The sequence below is a fragment of the Novosphingobium ovatum genome (assembly GCF_009909235.1).
GTDB classification, from domain to species: Bacteria; Pseudomonadota; Alphaproteobacteria; order Sphingomonadales; family Sphingomonadaceae; genus Novosphingobium; species Novosphingobium ovatum.
The window spans coordinates 376,311-394,408 of sequence record NZ_JAAAPO010000005.1; the positions used below are offsets into that span (position 1 = coordinate 376,311).

Genomic DNA, 18,098 nt, shown 5'->3' on the forward strand with positions numbered 1-18,098 from the left:
GCTGTCCTCATGGCCTTTTGGCTCGCTTCTGCCCGCACCGGACAGGAAACCGAATGGATTCAGCGGTTCGACCCGCGGTTCTGGACGATCAACTTTGGCCGGCCGATGATGGGGTCGGTGGTAACGACGGCGGCTGACGCGCTGCGCGTCGATCTCTCGTTCCTGACACAGGGTGATCTGGCCGGGCTGATCTGGGACAGTGTCGATGCGATGGACCATCCCCTGCTGGCCTATGACACCCACCGCGATTACAGCCGCACGACTCTGTCATTCCGCTGGCGGTCGGGGGGCATTGCCTCGCTGGATGCGGTCAACGGCCCCACCCTGACGATCGAGGGCCGCGATGCCACCGGCGCGGCGCGGGTATGGTATGTGCGCCTTTGGAATTTCGCCAATGGCACGGGTCAGGACGCACAGATCACCCTGCCCTTCTCGACCATCTTTGGCGGGTGGTCATCCACCATAGGCGCCGATCCGCTGTATCCGGCGGATATCGACCGGATGTTCATCTCGCTTGTGTCGCCCGACTATGCCGGGGGATCGACCACCCCTCTGACCGCGCCCGTCGATGGCTGGGTCGAGATGACCAACATCCGATGCGATGGCCACAATGCCATGCTGCGCATCGGCAATGTGTTCGTGCCGCCCCATGGGTTGGCTGTCGCCACCGCCTATGACGACAGCTATAACCAGACGCCCGCCCGTCTGATCCGCTCTTTGCGGCAATTGGGCTATCGCGGCAGTGTGCTGCACTACATCGGGATGAGCCATTACTTTCGGCTCAAGGCGCAGAGCGGCGCTTATGTCGTCCCCAATGATGGCGACAACCCGCTGTGCGGCCCGGCGCGGGCGTGGCACGCGGCGTTCTTTGCCCAATGCGCGGCGGCAGGCCTCTCACCGATTGCTTCAATGTCATATGAAGTGTTGGCCCAGCATTGCCCGGACGACTGGCAGCAGCGCGCCGCCAATGGCGATCCGGCCCGCACCGGATGGAGCCCGCCTTCAGCCCTGCTCTCGCCCGCCAGCACCGCCGCAATGGCATGGTTGCAACTGACCGCCGCAACCATCGCGCAAATGCTGCATGAGGCAGGCTGCGCCATCCGTTTTCAGGTGGGTGAGCCCTGGTGGTGGGTAATGCCCGACGGGCGTATCTGCCTGTATGACGACGCGGCCAAGGCAGCCTTTGGCGGCAGCCCGGTAGCCATTCCCGACATGCGCCAATCGCTGAACAGCGCACAAACCGCGTTGCTGGATCAGGCGGGAGCGCTGTTGGCGGCATCGACCATCGCCATCGGTACACGGGTCAAACAGGTCGCCAGCAGCATCGGCACCTCAGCCGAAACGCTATTGCTGACCTTTCTTCCGACCGTGCTGGACCCGGCCATGCCGGAACTGCGCCGTGCCAATCTGCCGGTAGGCTGGGCCGCGCCCGCCTTCGATCGATTGCAGGTCGAGGATTACGATTGGTTGACCGCAGGCGCCGATGCGGCGCGGCAAGCCGCCTATGCCCTGGTCAATAGCCGGCTGGGCTATTCGCAAACGGCTCAGGACTATCTGGCGGGTTTTGTCCTGCTGGAATCACAGGCGGACCAATGGCAACTGATCGACCGCGGCATTGACGAGGCCCGCAACCGCGGCTGCCACGAGATCTTTGTCTGGGCGCTGCCCCAGATCTGCCGCGACGGCTTTGTCGCTATCCCTCAATCACAGGACAGCACCGCCATGAACGCCTTTGACGATGTGATCTATCCGCTGGCATTGGCGCTGGACACACAGGTCGCCCCGGAATTTTCGACCAGCATCATCACCACCGCCTCGGGGTTTGAGCACCGCAACAGCCAATGGGCCAATGCGCGGCTGCGCTTTGATGTGGGGCCGGGTGTGCGCTCGGACAGCGATCTGGCCACGCTGATCGGATTTTTCCGGGCGCGGCGTGGTGCGGCGCGCGGTTTTCGCCTGAAGGACCCGACCGATTTCAGTTCGCATGGCATGACCGGCACGCCCACCGCCAATGACCAACTGTTGGGTGTGGGGGATGGAATCGCCACCAGCTTTGCCCTGATCAAGCGCTATGGCGAAAGCACGATGGCGGTTGAGGACATGCAGCGTCGCCGGATCACCCGGCCGCGCGCGGCCTCGCTGTTGGTCAGCGTGGGCGGCTCGGCTGTCACAAGCGGCTGGACGCTGGGCGATGGCGGGATCATCCACTTTGCCACCCCGCCGGCGTCTGGCGCACAGGTTCGCGCAGGCTTTCTGTTTGATGTGCCCGTACGATTTGAACAGGACAAGCTGGACGTGGCCGGCGTCACCTTTTTGGCTGGCGAAGTGCCCAATGTTCCGGTCGTCGAAATCCGGGAGGCGGTATGACGCGGATCTGGTTTTCCACCGAGGTCGAGACTGTCGCCACCTATTGGCGCGTCTCGCGCACCGATGGCGTCACGCTGGGCTTTACCACGCATGATGCCGATCTGTGGTTCGACGGCTTGTTACACCATGCCGCGCCCGGGATGATGCCAACCGCCATCCGGCGCACCGCCGATTTCGACGCCGACTCCGCCGAAGTGACCGGAGCTATCTCGCACGCGGCCATTTCCGCCCAGGACTTGATTGCTGGCCGGTATGACAATGCACGTATCGTCATCGGATTGGTGGATTGGGAAACGCTGGCTTTTCAGGCCTTGTATGGCGGGCGCATCGGCGCCGTCAGCCAAAACGAGGGGCAGTTTTCGACCACGCTGGCCTCGCGCAAGGCCGATTTGCAACATGACCCCATCCCCAGAACCAGCCCCAGTTGCCGATCCGACTTTTGCGGGACCGGCTGCGGACTGGCCGCCGCGCGCTATACGCATGAAGCGGTTTTGACGGCGCATGACATCAGCGGCAATGCCGTCACGATGGCCTGCGCGGTCAGTGCCACCGCCCTGACGGGCGGCGTAGTTCGCTGGATGGACGGCCCCTATGCCGGCCTTGCCATGAACATTCTGGCGGTATCAAACAGCGCATTGGTGCTGGATCAACCGCTGGATCAAACAATCCCCGCCGGGTCACATGCCCTGATCCGCGAAGGGTGTGACCACACTCTGGCGACGTGCTCTGGCCGTTTTGCCAATGCGGTGAATTTTCAAGGTGAGCCGTTCCTGCCCGGTAACGATCTGATCGTCCGCTATGGGCTGGCATCGTGACCAGCGGTGACCTGCGCATGGGTTTTGCCTATGCGGCGCTGGAAACGGTGGGGATCCCCTTTCGCCTGCATGGGCGCGATTGGCGTACTGGTCTCGACTGTTTGGGCGTGATCGCCGAAGCCTTGCGGCGGATCAATCGGCCCTGTGATCTGCCGTTGGACTATCAATTACGTAACACCCGGCTCACGGGCACCGACCGCTGGGCAGCGACCTTGGGCTTTGGTTCGGTACAGGGGCCTGTCCAACCCGGCGACGTGCTGTTGCTGCGTCTCAAGCTGCATCAGCATCACTTCATGATCGCCGCACCCGGCGGGGGATATGTCCATGCGCACGCTGGCTTGCGGCGCGTGGTGCACAGCCCTGCCGCACCTGACGATCAGATCCTCATGCAATGGCGCCTTTTGGGCGAAGAATGAGAGGCATCATGGCCACGATTGTATTGACCGCATTGGGAACGATCTTTGGCGGGCCGCTGGGAGCCGTACTGGGCGCGGCGGCTGGCAGCCAGATCGATTCCGCCCTGATTGGCAAATCCAGCCGCCAAGGTCCCCGTCTGAAAGACCTGTCGATCACCACTTCCAGCTATGGCTCGGCCGTACCGCGCTATTACGGCCATATGCGCGCTGCAGGCACGATCATCTGGGCCACCGATCTGATCGAGCATTCCGCCACATCGGGCGGAGGCAAAAGCAGCCCTTCTGTCACCACCTACAGCTATACCTCCAGCTTTGCCGTGGCGCTGTCCAGTCGTCCGATTCAAGGCATTGGCCGTGTTTGGGCCGACGGAAAGCTGCTGCGCGGCACCTATGGCGATCTCAAGGTGGGGGGGGCGCTGCGCGTTTATACCGGACAGCATGACCAGGGCGTCGATCCGCTGATTGCCGCAGCCGAAGGCAGCACCACCTGCCCCGCATTTCGCGGACTGGCCTATGCGGTGTTCGAGGATCTGCAATTGGCCGATTTCGGCAATCGTATCCCCAGCCTCAGCTTTGAAATCTTCGCCGACGAAGATGCGCTATCGCTGGGCAGCGCCTTGGATGGGCTGATTGATTCTGTGGATGCTGATGTGCCGCTGGACGGCATCACCGGCTTTGCCTGCGAAGGCGCGTTGGACGAAACATTGGCGCAATTCCAGCCGCTGTTTCCCATGTTGTGCGATGCGGGCGGTGACCGGCTGACCATCACGCGCGAGCGATTGCAAGTGAACCCGATCGCTCTGGGCGAACCAGCCGTCGCCCAAGGCAAAGGTGAATTTGGCGCCACGACCGGATTTTCACATTCGCGTCAAGCGGGCAACAATAGCTTGCCAGGCGTATTGCGCTATTACGACACCGCACTGGACTACCAGCCGGGCACCCAGCGCGCGCCGGGAAAACCCGCCTCAGGTCAGCCCCGCACGGTTGAAGTGCCCGCCGCCATCAGTGCCCAGAACGCATTCCAACTGATTGCCAGTGCGAACCGCGGCGCAGGCTGGGCGCAGGAAACCTTGCAATGGCGGTGCGGCGAATTGCACCCTTCGGTCGCGCCCGGCACAGTGGTGACCGTACCCGGCCGCCCCGGTTTGTGGCGCGTGACCGAATGGGAATGGCGCGAAACAGGCGTCGAACTGCTGCTGAAACGGCTAGCGCCCGACATTCAGGGCATCCTGCCCGCAAGCGCCAGCGGCCAATCCAGCACAGCCCCCGATCTGGTTTCGGGCCCCACGGCCCTGCACGCGTTTGAGCTGCCATGGGACGGAAACGGCAGTTCGGATCTGTCAGTGACCTATGTTGCGGCCGGTTCGGCCAGCAGCGGATGGAGCGGCGCCGCGCTATATGCCGACCACGGCGATGGCGCCCTGATCCGGCTAGGCGCAACCGGACGAATGCGGCGCACGATTGGCACGGCCCAAACGGTGCTGCCTTCCGCTTCGCCGCTGATGCTTGATCGTCAATCAACGCTGACCGTACATTTGGCTGGCACCGATCTGGCGCTGACCGGCACAACAACGCGGCAATTGGCGATGGGGGCCAATCGCGCGCTGGTGGGGCAGGAAATTATCCAGTTCCTGAATGCTGAGAGCATGGGTGACGGCAACTGGCGCCTCTCGGGCCTGTGGCGCGGATGTGGCGGCACCGAGTTTGCCATCTCCACCCACGCCGCTGGTGAGCCCTTTGTATTGCTGGATGGCAATGCCGTCGCATTGGATGCAACCTTGGTAGGCAAAGCCGATGGGACGCAGATCGCGGCCTTGGGCCTGGGCGATACCACGGCGGTCTATTCACCCATCTGGTGTCGAGGTATCGCATTGCGTCCTTTGTCGCCCGTTCATCCAAAGGTCCATGTGCATGCCGATGGCAGTCTGGAACTGGGGTGGACGCGCAGGGCCAGAGGCGCATGGTTGTGGCAAGATGGTATCGAGGTTCCGCTGCAAGAAGAAACGGAATTGTACCAAATCACTTTTGGCGACCAGACGCATACCGCAGGCATGTGGGAATCCCCCTTTCCGAAGCTGACACTGGACAGCGCCACACGCGCGGCACTCAACAGCGCTTTGCCCAACGGCCGCTATACCGTTCGTCAGAAGGGCAAATATGCCCTTTCCAAACCCTTGCTGCTGGCCAGCGCTGCCTGACCTATCCCTCCTCATGGAGTCATGCTGATGACCGATACCATCACCTTTTCCAGCGCCAGCCCGCGATTCGGACTGCCGCTGCTGTTTTCCGGCCAATCGCAAAAGGAAGTGTTTGTGAACGAGGCTTTGGCCTTGGCCGACGCCCTGATGCACTGCGCTATCGAGGGCAGCGCCAGCGCCCCCCCTGCCACCGCGATCGACGGCACTTGCTGGTTAGTGTCAACTGGTGCGACCGGAGACTGGGCGGGTATGGATGGCAAATTGGCTTGTCGTCAGGCCGATAACTGGCTGTTTGTCACGCCACGCGACGGTATGCTGTTGCTGAATCGCGCCACTGGACAAAATATGCGCTTTGCCGGCAGTTGGAAGAGCGCCTCTTCCATTGCCGCACCCGCGGGCGGTAGCACCGTGGATTCCGAGGCCCGCGCGGCCATCAATTCCTTGATTAATGCCTTGCAAACGGCCGGTATTTTAAGCAGCTGATGTTACAGTTTTCAGAGCCTTGCGGTTAACCCGCATGGCATTTTGCAAACCCGTGCACCACTCAAACCCCGGATATCACGCGAATTTGCCACCCGTTGGGACAAAATCGCGGCTTGCGCCACCTTTGCACTAGAGATAGACCGCAGTGCGTATTGATTACCTCTAACTCGCAAAAGGGGATGACGTATGAGGAAGTTGCTTCTCGGCATGGCATTGGCCACTTCGGCCCTTGCCACGCCGGCTCTGGCCAAGGACAAGGCCTGGTATATCGAAGGTGATGTGGGCGTCGCGATCGCAGAAGATCTGCGCGTGAACAGCACCGCCACCAACACGCAGGTCGGCAGCCTGGTCTCCAAGGCCGGTTACGATCTGGGTGGCATCGTGGGCTATGACTTCGGTCCCTTCCGTCTGGAAGCCGAAACCAGCTATCGCCGTCTGCCGGGCAACCGCTATGTGGCGACCTCGGGCACCTACTCGGGCAGCTCGCTGTCGGCCAAGTCGGACGCGCTGTCGTTCATGGTCAATGGCCTGCTGGATTTTGGTCCGAATGACGGCCTGCAGGGCTTTGTCGGCGGCGGCGTGGGCGTAGCCCGCGTCAAGCTGGACGTGGCCTCGCCGGTGGCTGCCGCCAACGTCAGCGACAGCTCGTCGGGCTTTGCCTGGCAGTTGGTTGCCGGTGTCCGCGCGCCGATCACCAAGAACCTCGACCTGGGTCTGAAGTATCGCTTCTTCCGCGCCGATGGTGCGGATAGCTTTGTGGGCAAGACCGGTCTGGCCGAAACGGCCAAGTTCCGTTCGCACGCGCTGCTGGCGACGCTGACCTACAACTTCGGCGAGCCGACTCCGCCGCCCCCGCCGCCGCCTCCCCCGCCGCCGCCGCCGCCTCCCCCGCCTCCGCCGCCCCCGCCGCCTCCGCCGCCTCCGCCGCCGGTTTGCGAAAAGGGTCCGTACATCGTGTTCTTCGACTGGGATAAGTCGGACATCACGCCCGAGGCCGGGACGATCCTCGACAGCGCCATCCGCGCTTATGGCAACTGCCAGTCGATTCCGATCATGCTGGCTGGCTATGCTGACCGTTCGGGCACGCCGAAGTACAACGTGGGTCTGTCGGCCCGTCGTAACGCTTCGGTCCGCGCTTACCTGACCTCGCACGGTATTGCCGACACGGCGATCTCGAGCCAGGCGTTCGGTGAGACGAACCCGCGCGTTCCCACCGCTGACGGTGTCCGCGAACTGCAGAACCGCCGCGTGGAAATCACCTACGGTCCGGGTTCGGGTAACTGATCCTGTCGTAAGTGACGCAGAATTGGGGGCCGGGCCAATGCTCGGCCCCCTTTTCTTTGCCGATCCGCCGTTTGGGCGGCGCAGATATGAAAAAAGCCGCCCGTGATACCGGGCGGCTTTTTCGTTGATACGACAGTATTGATCGGCGCGGCAGTTTATCCCTGCAGATACGGCAAAGGATCGACTGCGCCTGCTTCGGCAAAACCGGCCAGTCGCAAGCGACAGCTATCGCACATACCACAGGCCGAACCATCCGGTTGTGGGTCATAGCAAGACCAGCTCATCGCCGGATCCAACCTCAACCGCAACGCCTCACGCACAATATCAGCCTTGCCCAGATATTGCAGCGGCGCGTGAATGGCAAAAGCCTCTCCCTCGGCCCCGGCCTTGGTCGCCAGACGGGCCACTTCCCCGAACGCGGAAATGAATTCCGGACGACAGTCGGGATAGCCCGAATAGTCGAGTGCATTCACCCCAATGAACACGTCCCGCGCGCCGAGCGCCTCGGCCCAGGCCAATGTAAGCGACAGGAACACCAGATTGCGTGCCGGCACATAGGTCACGGGAATATCATCACCCACGCCCGTCTTTGGCACATCAATGTCATCGGTCAGCGCCGATCCGCCAAACTGGCGCAAATCCAGCGGCAGGATCACATGCCGTTCCACGCCCAAATGCTGCGCCAATCCCTGCGCCGCGTGCAATTCGCGCTTGTGCCGTTGGTTATAGTCGATGGTCAGAGCAAACAGGCGATACCCCGCCTCACGCGCCAAACCGGCAACCACCATCGAATCCAGCCCGCCCGAGAGCAGGACCACAGCCTTGCGCCCCTTGCCGTCCATATCCAAGGCCATCGCCCCGCTCCTTTAACCCAACAATTCGTTCAGACCTGCGGGACAACGCCCGGCAGGTTCAGATCTCGATCGGGAACACCCGCGAACAAAACGCGCAATCGACCGAGATCACGCCCTGCTCGTCGCGCATGTCATCCAGTTCCTGCGGGCCAAAGCGCGACAGGATCGCATGATAATGCGCCACCGTGCAACGACAGCCCCGGCGCAAAGCATCACCGCGCGAGACGCGGACTTCGCTTTCCTCATGAAACAGGCGCCACGTCAGATCTTCCAGCGTCAAATCGCCGTCCGTCAACTCAGCCACACGCAAGCTGCTCGCCAGCGCCGCGACGTGCTCCCAATGCGGGTGGTCCATACGCGCGTGCAACCGCTCGCGCCCTTCCTCACCCTCGGGCAAGTGCTGGACCAGATAGCCACCTGCCACCCATTCCCCGCCATGTTGCGCCACACCAATACGGATCAGCGTCGGCACCTGTTCGGACTGCAGGAAATAGTTCTGGCAGGCCTGCGCCAGTGACGCGCCCTCCAGGGGGACAACCCCCTGATAGCGCTGATCGCTCATCGCCAGGTCAAAGGTGATCGCCAGATAACCCTTGCCAAACAGCGCCGGCAAGTCCGCCTCGCCGCTCAATTGCCCCAGCATTTCGGGATCATGACGCACATATCCGCGCAATTCCCCATCGCGATAATCGCAGACCAACAGGTCAACCGCGCCACCCTCGGATTGGGCCTGCACGGTCAATTGGCTGCCATCGTCCTTCAACAGGGTGCCCATCAGCGCGGTCAGCACCAACGCCTCACCCAGCAAACGGCTGAGCACCGGCGGATAGTCATGCGCCGAGAGCACCTGTTGCAGCAACGGCCCCAGCCGCACCGCGCGGCCGCGGGCATCGCGATCAGGGATGGTAAAGGTCAGGACGCGGTCGAAATCGCCGCCCGCGTCCTGCGTCATCTGCGTCCCGCTCACAGCTGGCCAAACGCCCAGCGCAGCACCGACTTCTGGGCGTGAATGCGGTTTTCCGCCTCATCCCAGACAACCGACTGGTTGCTGTCGATCACCGCATCGGTGACTTCCTCGCCACGATGGGCGGGCAGGCAATGCAGGAACAACGCCCCCGGTGCCGCCTGCGCCATCAGCGCTTCGTTCACCTGATAAGGCGCCATCGCCGCGATCACCTGATCGCCGCCGGCCTGCCCCATCGACACCCACGTATCGGTGACCACCACCTGCGCGCCCTGTGCGGCCTGCGCCGCGTCATGGGTAAAGGTGATGTTGGCCCCGGCCGCGCGCGCCGCCTCGACAAAGCGCGCCTGCGGTTCATAGCCCGCCGGACCGCCAACGCGGATGTTGAATTTCAACAGCCCGGCCGCCTCGATCAGCGAGTGCAGGACATTGTTGCCATCCCCCAGCCACGCCATCTCCATACCCGGCAACGCGACACCGCGCTCGAGCAAGGTCAGCAAATCAGCCATGATCTGACACGGGTGCGAATCGTCGGTCAGACCGTTGATCACCGGCACCGTGGCGTAATGGGCCAGTTCCTCGATCTTGGCATGATCATTGGTGCGGATCATGATCGCGTCGACCATACGGCTGAGCACGCGGGCGGTATCGGCGATCGTCTCGCCCCGGCCCAGTTGCATGCCGCCGGCATCCATGACGATCGCGCTACCGCCCAACTGGCGCATCGCCATGTCAAACGACACGCGCGTCCGGGTCGAGTTCTTTTCAAAGATCATCGCCAGCACATGCCCGGCCAGCGGCGCATCGGCATCGATACGCCCCTTGGGCCAACTGGCACGCGCCTGCTTGCGCGTCAGGGCGTCATTCAGGATCGCAACGACCGCATCCGCCCCCGCGTCCGACAGGTTCAGGAAATGCCGCGCCATCACGCCACCTCCGGCACGCTATAGCTGGCAGCAGCCGCCGACAGCTTGTCCATGAATTCGTCGATATGGCTTTCGTCGATCACCAGCGGCGGCAGGATGCGCACCGTCTGATCGCCGGCGGACACCGTCAACAGCTGATGGTTGTCGCGCATATGGGCAACAAAGGGCCGCGGCTCGATTTTCAGCTTAAGCCCCAACAGCAGGCCACGCCCGCGCACGCTGTCGAACATCTCGGGATAGTTGCCAATAAACTGCTCCAGACGGCCGACCAGCTTGGCGCCGATGTCATTGACATGGGCCAGGAACTCCTCGTTCGCCACGGCGTCCAGCACGGCATTGGCCGCCGCCATCGCCAGCGGGTTGCCGCCATAGGTGCTGCCATGCGCGCCGGCGACCATGCCGCGCGCCGCCTTTTCCGTCGCCAGACAGGCGCCCAGCGGGAAACCACCGCCCAGCCCCTTGGCCGTGGCGACGATATCCGGGATGACGCCAAACTGTTCATAGGCATACATCGTGCCGGTACGAGCAACCCCCGTCTGCACCTCGTCAAAGATCAACATCAGGTCATTGTCGTCGGCCAACTGGCGCAGCGCCTGCAGGAATGCATCCGAAGGCACGCGAATCCCGCCCTCGCCCTGAATCGGTTCGATCAGGAAACCAGCGGTGTTCGGCCCCATGGCCGCCTTGACGCCCTCCAGATCGCCGAAATCGACGTATTTGAAGCCGGGCAGCAGCGGCAAGAAGCCCTTATGCATCTTTTCCTGATTGGACGCGCTGATCGTGCCCAAAGTACGCCCGTGGAACGCCTCCTTGAAGGTGATCAGCTCGTACTTGTCCAGATTGCCCACATGCTGGTGATAGGCGCGCGCGGTCTTGATCGCGCACTCCACCGCCTCGGCGCCGGAATTGGTGAAGAACACCGTGTCGGCAAAGGTCGCCGCGACCAGCCGTTCAGCCACGCGCTCCTGCTGCGGGCTGCCATACAGGTTTGACACATGCATCAACGTGGCGGCCTGCTGTTGAATGGCCGAAATCAGCCCTTCGTGGCTGTGGCCCAGCAGGTTCACCGCGATACCGCTGGCAAAGTCCAGATATCGGCGGCCATCTTCGCCAATCAGATGGCAGTGTTCACCACGCACCGGGCGAAAGCCGCACCGGGGGTAAACAGGCATCAGAGGCGAGATAGACATCGGCATTTCCTTTACATCACAGACATCTGGCCGGCGGGATCGCCAGCGAAAAAAGCCAATTAGAAACGAGAAATGGCGGCGCCTCCGGACGCGAATCCGGAAGTTGCCGCCATGGCCACGCATTTATGCGGTCACGGCCCCTCGGTCAAATGCTGCAAGCTGCAAAGCATTTGCCCCGAGGGGCGGTGCGAATCGGGATCAACCCTGACGCGGCACCAGGTTGACGGCCGAGTACTTGCCTCGACGATCCACCTCGATATCGAACTCCAGACGATCGCCTTCGTTCAGCTCGCGCATGCCCGAACGCTCAACCGCGCTGATGTGCACGAATGCGTCCGGCTGGCCGTCGTCACGCGTGATAAAGCCAAAGCCCTTCATCGCGTTGAAGAACTTGACCGTACCGGTCGCCTTTTCGCCGGTCAGCGAACGCTGAGGCGCAGCAGGCTCACGCTTGGCAACGGGGATCACGTCACCAACGATCGACAGATCGCTGGCCGAGATCTTGCCACCACGGTCCACCAGCGTGAACTCCAGCGTCTGACCTTCGGCCAGACCTTCAAGGCCGGCACGTTCCACAGCGCTGATGTGGACGAACACGTCCTCACCACCGTCTTCACGCTGGATGAAGCCGAAGCCCTTCTGGCCGTTGAAGAACTTTACGACGCCCTTGCCCTGGCCAACGACCTGGGCGGGCATGCCGCCACCACCGCCGCCGCCGCGCGGGCCGCCAAAGCCGCCACCGCCGCCGCCAAAGCCGCCGCCACGCGGGCCGCCGCCAAAGCCGCCGCGGTCGCCACCGAAGCCGCCGCGATCACGGTCGCCGCCGCCAAAGCCGCCACGTCCGCCGCCAAAACGGTCGCCGCCAAAACGGTCACCACCACCCATAAAGGGATCGAAACCGTCCTCACCGAAACCGTCACGCTTGTCTCGGCCCCTGCCGCGACGCCCTCTGTCAAAACCCATAAACCCGAAATTACCTTCGCTTCGCCCGTATCGATATCGCGTGGCGGCGTGGACGAACCGCGCCATGCAACAGGGCAAACAACCACATCGCCGCGGACGGGCCTTTCCTCTGCATCATGCGCCATAGACCAAAACAAGCAACAGTGCGAACAGAATCAACAGCCCCGCCGTGAATTTGCATTTTGTTGTGACATTTCTGCCCAAAGGCGCACTTTACATGCCACCTGCCGATGGCGCAGCGCTGGCGATTTGCCCGACTTGCCTGCGGCCGCCGGGCTTGGCACACAGCGCGGGACTCGCGCCACCTTGCGCAGGGGCCTGATTGCCCGCCATTCAAACCAAAGGAGAATGCCATGTTCCGCCAGATTTCCGACCGGGTATGGGCCAGCCCGCAGATCGGCGTGGCCGAAGTGGCCGCCGCCGCCGCCCAAGGCGTGACGCTGATCATCAACAACCGCCCCGAAGGCGAAAGCGACGACCAGACCCCCGGCGAGGCGATCGAAGCGGCTGCCCGTGCGGCTGGCCTGGCCTATGTCGCGATTCCAGTAACGCACGCCGGTTTCAGCCAGTCGCAGGTGTCGGCCATGCGTGACGCGCTGCAAGGCGCGCAGGGCGGCATTTTGGCCTATTGCCGTTCGGGGACGCGCTCGACGCTGCTGTGGTCGCTGGCACAGGCCAGCATGGGCGCCGATCTGGAGGCGGTCACCGCGCAGGCGTCGGCGGCTGGCTATGACGTTTCGCCCGTCCGCCCGCTGATGGACATGCTGGCCGCACAAGCCGGCTGACCCCCTGCCGACTGCACACAAAAAAGGGGCCGGAGCGGCTGGCTCCGGCCCTTTAAAGGTGTTGTTCGCAGGAGGAACATCGGATGCCGGGGGAGGAGAGGAGGAGAGAGAGGAGTTCCCCACCCCCGGCAAACTGGTCAAATTACATGTTGTAAGCGCGCTCACCGTGCTCGGTGATGTCCAGACCTTCACGCTCGGCTTCCTCGGTGGGACGCAGGCCAAAGATCTTGTCGATCACAAAGAACAGCACCGCCGAACCCACGCCCGACCACACGATGGTCAGACCAACAGCCTTGAGCTGCGTGATGATCTGGGCAGCCATGTCATAGGTGCCAACGCCGGCGGGGAACTGCGTGTAATCAAAGAAGCCCTGACCACCCAGCGCCGGATCAGCGACAACACCCGTTGCGATCGCGCCAAAGATACCGCCAACGCAGTGCACGCCGAACACGTCCAGCGTGTCGTCATACTTCAGCTTGTTCTTCACAAAGCTGACGAAGAAGTAGCAGATCGGCGAAACCAGCAGGCCCAGCACGATCGAGGTCATCGGCGCGCCCAGACCCGAGGCAGGCGTGATGGCAACCAGACCAGCCACAGCACCCGTCGCAGCGCCCAGCATCGAGGGCTTGCCATGGTGCAGCTGTTCGACAATCGCCCAGCTGACGGCGGCGGCGCAGGTGGCCAGCATCGTGTTGACAAAGGCAACCGCGGTCACGCCATTGGCTTCCAGGTTCGAACCAGCGTTAAAGCCGAACCAACCCACCCACAGCAGCGAAGCGCCGATCATGGTCATGGTCAGCGAGTGCGGCGGAGTGGCTTCCTTGCCAAAGCCCACGCGCTTGCCGATCATCAAGCAGCCGACCAGACCAGCGATACCGGCGTTGATGTGCACCACCGTGCCGCCAGCAAAGTCCAGCGCGCCCATGCCCCACAGATAGCCGGTGTCGGTCGGCGCGTCAGGCAGGAAGTCCGGGCCAGCCCAGTACCACACCATGTGCGCGATCGGGAAATAGACGACCGTCAGCCACAGCACCACGAACACCATCAGCGGGGTGAACTTGATACGTTCGGCAAACGCACCCACGATCAGCGCCGGGGTGATCATCGCGAACGTCATCTGGAACACCACAAACACCAGTTCGGGCAGATAGAGGTTGTTCGTGAACGTGGCGGCATAGGTGCCGCTGGTCACGCCGGCCAGCATCAGCTTGGAAAAGCCGCCGATGAACGGGGCAGTCGCGCCCGTGCCGCTGGTAAAGGCCATCGAATAGCCCCAGCAAGCCCAGACCAGACCTGCGATCGACACGATCATGAACACCTGCATCAGCACCGAGAGCATGTTCTTGGTACGGACCAGACCGCCATAGAACAGCGCCAGAGCCGGGATCGACATCAACAGCACCAGAGCCGAACAGATCAGCATCCAGGCGGTGTCGCCCTTGTTGACCATGGTGGCCATCTGTTCGACGGTCGGCGCCTTGATCATGGTGGTGGCAGCAGCCGTTGCGGTTTCGGTGGCGACAGCAGCGGTGGTCGCGGCGGCATCGGCGGCGCTGGAGGCCGTATCGGCAGCAGCCTGCGCAAAGGCGGTGCCCGCAGCCATGAGCGAACCGCCCAGAGCCGCAGCGCCGCAAATCATCTTGCGGATCATAGTGGTTTCCCTCCTATCCAATTGCTCGCTCACAGCGCGGTGTCACCGGTTTCACCGGTGCGGATGCGGGTGGCAGAGGCCAGGTCCAGGACAAAAATCTTGCCATCGCCGATGGCTTCGGTGCTGGCGGTCTGCTGGATGGTTTCGACGACACGCGGCGCCAGTTCGTCGCTGGCGGCGATTTCGATCTTCACCTTGGGCAGCATATTCGTCGAATATTCCGCGCCGCGATAAATTTCGGTCTGGCCCTTCTGCCGACCAAAGCCCTTCACTTCCGAGACGGTCATGCCGGCAACGCCCAGCGCGCCGAGCGCTTCACGCACCTCGTCCAGTTTGAACGGCTTGATGATGGCGATGATGTACTTCATGCCTATCCCCTGTTAGCCCACCGGCCCAACGCCGGTTAACAGGACATAAGCAACCACCGTGCCAATTCACGAAACGGTAAGATTCCGCCGAGTCGCTGCCGGGGTTTTGACCGCCAGTTGAGGATTGCGCGCTCGATTCATGGGCATCTGCTCAAAATTTGTGCAGCGCATCATCCGGATCGGTGCCAATTTTTGCGCCATGCCCGCCCAGCGATCACGCCAAAAAGCAAACGGCGCGCAAGGGCCATCCCCTCGCGCGCCGCTGTTGCCTGCGCCCTTGGCTGGCGGTGCTTACCGCTCCTTGGTCGCGGAAAAGGTCAGGTCAGGATTGCGTTCCTGCTGATAAGACACATCCCAAGCCGAGCGCGCCAGAAACACCGGATCGCCATCGCGGTCCTTGGCCAGATTGGCCGAGTTGAATTCGGCAAAATCGGCCACCGCCTTGTCGCTGCCCTTGACCCAGCGGGCGGTATCAAACGGCGCGGGCTCCAGCATGGCGCCCACCTTGTATTCGGCCTCCAGACGGCTGATCAGCACGTCCAGCTGCAACTGGCCCACCACGCCGACGATCCACTGGCTGCCGATTTCGGGATAGAACACCTGAATGACGCCCTCTTCCGACAGATCATCCAGCGCTTTACGCAATTGCTTGGTCTTGGTCGGGTCCTTGAGCTGGACGCGGCGCAGGATTTCCGGCGCGAAATTGGGCAGGCCGGTGAACCGCACCTTGTTCGTTTCAGACAAGGTATCGCCCACGCGCAAGGTGCCATGATTGGGGATGCCGATGATGTCACCGGGCTGTGCCTCGTCAGCGATCTCGCGGTCCTGCGCGAAAAACAGGATGGGCGAATGCACGGCAATCGGCTTGCCCAACGCGGACGGGGTCAGCTTCATGCCCCGCTTGAACGTGCCCGACACCAATCGCATGAAGGCGATGCGGTCGCGGTGCATCGGGTCCATATTGGCCTGCACCTTGAAGATGAAGCCGGTGACTTCCTTGTTGCCCGGATCGATCGTGCCCTGCTCGCTGGGCTGCGGGCGGGGCGGCGGGGCGATGCGGGCGATGGCCTCGATCAATTCGGCCACGCCAAAGTTCTTCAACGCCGAGCCAAAGAACACCGGCGTCAGGTCGCCCGCGCGATAGGCCTCCAGATCAAACTCGGGATAGCCCATCTGGCCCAGCTCGATCTCTTCGGCGAATTCGGCCGGCACGGGTTCATAATCCACCTTGCCCAGAAATTCGCGGCTGTCGCCCTCGGGGCGGCTGATGCGGCCGCTGGCCAGATCCAGAATGCCCTCGAAAATGCCGCCCATGCCAACTGGCCAGCTTTGCGGCGACACATCCAGCGCCAGCGCGTCGGCCACCTCGTCCAGAATTTCGTAAACCGGGCGGCCTTCGCGGTCCACCTTGTTGACGAAGGTGATGATCGGCACGTTGCGCATGCGGCACACTTCAAACAGCTTGCGCGTCTGCGGCTCGATACCCTTGGCCGCGTCGATCACCATGATGGCGGAATCGACGGCCGTCAGCGTGCGATAGGTGTCCTCCGAGAAGTCCTCGTGGCCCGGCGTGTCCAGCAGGTTGAAGGTGATATGGCCCAGCCCCTCGAACTCGCGGGCAAAAGTCATCACCGATGACGTCACCGAGATGCCGCGCTGCTGCTCGATCTTCATCCAGTCCGACCGGGCGCGCCGGGCCGCCCCGCGCGCCTTGACCTCGCCGGCCAGATGGATCGCGCCGCCGTTCAGCAACAGCTTTTCCGTCAGCGTCGTCTTACCCGCGTCCGGGTGCGAAATGATCGCAAAGGTGCGGCGGCTGGCGTGAGGTGCGGTATCGGGCGTGCTGTCGGTCATGGCCGCGCGCTTACAGCCACACGCGCCTTTCGTCTATCCCGCCCGCAAGGCCACATCCATGCGGAACGTCCTGCCTTGACCCGGCGGCAACAGGATGATCCCCGGCTTGGCCGCCAGATCGCCGTCATGGCCCACAGGATCGGCATAGCCCGCCCAAGGCTCGATACAGATGTAGCGCGCGCCCGGCTTTTGCCAGATGCCCAGATCGGGCGTGTCGGGGAAGGCGATGTCCAGCGCCACCTCCCCCGCGCCATAGGTCAGCGCCCGGCTGTTCACCCCGGTCCAGATCAGCGCGTCGGCATCAAACAGCGCAGGGTCCAGCGCCAGATCACGCCCCACCACCGGGGTCGGCTGGCCAGCGCCCTGCAACAGGCCCACACTGTCCAACCGGCGGATGTCCTGCGGTTCCTCGGCGGCAAAGCGGATGGTGTGGGGCCGCCCCTCTGCCCCCGGCAGCGGCCAAGCAAAGGCCGGGTGATAGCCAAAGCTGAACGGCATCACCCCATCGCCCGTGTTGCGCACCGTGGCGGCCATGCGCAATGTCGCGCCCTCCAGCGCGAAGGCCATTTCCAGCGCAAAGGCAAAGGGATAGGCCGCCCGCGTCTCGGCCGTATCGGTCAGGCGCAAAACCGCCCGCGCCGCGTCATGCGCCACAACATCAAACGCGCTGCGCCGGGCAAAGCCATGTTTGGCCAAGGCATAGTCCGCCCCGGCCAAGCGATAGCGATCCCCCGCCAAGCCGCCGACAATCGGAAACAGCACCGGCGCGCGGCCGGTCCAGAACGCGGGATCGGCGTCCGTCATATATTCCGCGCCCGCCGCGTCCGTCAGGCTGGACAGCTCCGCGCCAAAGGGGTTGATCCGCGCCGTCAATGCGCCCGAACTGATGGTCAGCCAATTGTCCGTCATGGGGGACATCGTGCCGCCGCCCATGCCCCCGCGCAAGAGGCTGAAAACAAAAGATGCGGGCAGAGCCAAAG

General features: G+C 63.0%; 15 protein-coding genes and 1 pseudogene. 7 read left to right on the forward strand and 9 right to left on the reverse strand.

Annotation, left to right across the window (positions count from 1 at the left end; all coding sequences use genetic code 11):
• Positions 1 to 9: 9 nt before the first annotated feature.
• The 6 genes from GTZ99_RS14165 (at position 10) to GTZ99_RS14190 (ending at position 7,563) form a co-directional block, all read left to right on the forward strand.
• Complete coding sequence (locus tag GTZ99_RS14165; RefSeq protein WP_161719953.1) at positions 10 to 2,367, forward strand: DUF2460 domain-containing protein; 2,358 nt, start codon at positions 10 to 12, stop codon at positions 2,365 to 2,367.
• Positions 2,364 to 3,182, forward strand: coding sequence for a DUF2163 domain-containing protein (locus GTZ99_RS14170; protein WP_161719955.1), 819 nt, complete (start codon positions 2,364 to 2,366; stop codon positions 3,180 to 3,182). Before GTZ99_RS14165 ends, GTZ99_RS14170 begins: the two co-directional genes overlap by 4 nt.
• Positions 3,183 to 3,199: 17 nt before the next feature.
• Entirely contained in the window at positions 3,200 to 3,598 is a 399-nt protein-coding gene (locus tag GTZ99_RS14175; RefSeq protein ID WP_161719957.1) for a hypothetical protein, read from the forward strand.
• Positions 3,599 to 3,606: 8 nt separating this feature from the next.
• Positions 3,607 to 5,796 (forward strand): GTA baseplate fiber-binding domain-containing protein, encoded by a 2,190-nt coding sequence (locus GTZ99_RS14180; RefSeq protein WP_161719959.1) that lies wholly within the window; start codon positions 3,607 to 3,609, stop codon positions 5,794 to 5,796.
• Between the two features lie 27 nt (positions 5,797 to 5,823).
• On the forward strand, positions 5,824 to 6,279 hold the full coding sequence (locus tag GTZ99_RS14185) for a DUF2793 domain-containing protein (RefSeq protein ID WP_161719961.1): 456 nt from the start codon (positions 5,824 to 5,826) through the stop codon (positions 6,277 to 6,279).
• Between the two features lie 186 nt (positions 6,280 to 6,465).
• Complete coding sequence (locus GTZ99_RS14190; RefSeq protein WP_161719963.1) at positions 6,466 to 7,563, forward strand: OmpA family protein; 1,098 nt, start codon at positions 6,466 to 6,468, stop codon at positions 7,561 to 7,563.
• A gap of 155 nt (positions 7,564 to 7,718) precedes the next feature.
• On the opposite strand, the gene queC is transcribed toward GTZ99_RS14190, so the two are convergent.
• The 5 genes from queC to GTZ99_RS17065 all read right to left on the reverse strand — a co-directional run bounded on the left by queC (position 7,719) and on the right by GTZ99_RS17065 (position 12,460).
• Positions 7,719 to 8,417, reverse strand: coding sequence for a 7-cyano-7-deazaguanine synthase QueC (gene queC / locus GTZ99_RS14195; RefSeq protein ID WP_161719965.1), 699 nt, complete (start codon positions 8,415 to 8,417; stop codon positions 7,719 to 7,721).
• A 58-nt stretch (positions 8,418 to 8,475) separates the two neighbouring features.
• Positions 8,476 to 9,369: an Hsp33 family molecular chaperone HslO gene (gene hslO, locus GTZ99_RS14200; protein ID WP_161719967.1), complete on the reverse strand. Its 894-nt coding sequence runs from the start codon at positions 9,367 to 9,369 to the stop codon at positions 8,476 to 8,478.
• Between the two features lie 11 nt (positions 9,370 to 9,380).
• The gene (argF, locus tag GTZ99_RS14205) at positions 9,381 to 10,307 is read right to left on the reverse strand and encodes an ornithine carbamoyltransferase (RefSeq protein WP_161719969.1); all 927 of its coding nucleotides are present in this window, start codon (positions 10,305 to 10,307) and stop codon (positions 9,381 to 9,383) included.
• Complete coding sequence (locus tag GTZ99_RS14210; protein ID WP_161719971.1) at positions 10,307 to 11,497, reverse strand: aspartate aminotransferase family protein; 1,191 nt, start codon at positions 11,495 to 11,497, stop codon at positions 10,307 to 10,309. Before GTZ99_RS14210 ends, argF begins: the two co-directional genes overlap by 1 nt.
• 198 nt (positions 11,498 to 11,695) lie before the next feature.
• Positions 11,696 to 12,460, reverse strand: coding sequence for a cold-shock protein (locus GTZ99_RS17065; protein ID WP_161719973.1), 765 nt, complete (start codon positions 12,458 to 12,460; stop codon positions 11,696 to 11,698).
• A 353-nt stretch (positions 12,461 to 12,813) separates the two neighbouring features.
• Here GTZ99_RS17065 and GTZ99_RS14220 point away from each other — a divergent pair.
• Positions 12,814 to 13,221 (forward strand): annotated as a pseudogene (locus tag GTZ99_RS14220) (TIGR01244 family sulfur transferase); the annotation flags it as partial.
• 166 nt (positions 13,222 to 13,387) lie between these two features.
• Here GTZ99_RS14220 and GTZ99_RS14225 read toward each other — a convergent pair.
• From GTZ99_RS14225 to GTZ99_RS14240, 4 genes are all read right to left on the reverse strand, one after another.
• Positions 13,388 to 14,848, reverse strand: coding sequence for an ammonium transporter (locus GTZ99_RS14225; RefSeq protein WP_201742552.1), 1,461 nt, complete (start codon positions 14,846 to 14,848; stop codon positions 13,388 to 13,390).
• A gap of 77 nt (positions 14,849 to 14,925) precedes the next feature.
• Complete coding sequence (locus GTZ99_RS14230) at positions 14,926 to 15,264, reverse strand: P-II family nitrogen regulator (RefSeq protein WP_161719976.1); 339 nt, start codon at positions 15,262 to 15,264, stop codon at positions 14,926 to 14,928.
• A 291-nt stretch (positions 15,265 to 15,555) separates the two neighbouring features.
• Entirely contained in the window at positions 15,556 to 17,118 is a 1,563-nt protein-coding gene (locus GTZ99_RS14235) for a peptide chain release factor 3 (protein ID WP_161719978.1), read from the reverse strand.
• Between the two features lie 33 nt (positions 17,119 to 17,151).
• Positions 17,152 to 18,027, reverse strand: a complete 876-nt coding sequence (locus GTZ99_RS14240; protein ID WP_161719979.1) for an aldose 1-epimerase family protein — start codon at positions 18,025 to 18,027, stop codon at positions 17,152 to 17,154.
• Positions 18,028 to 18,098 lie beyond the last annotated feature (71 nt).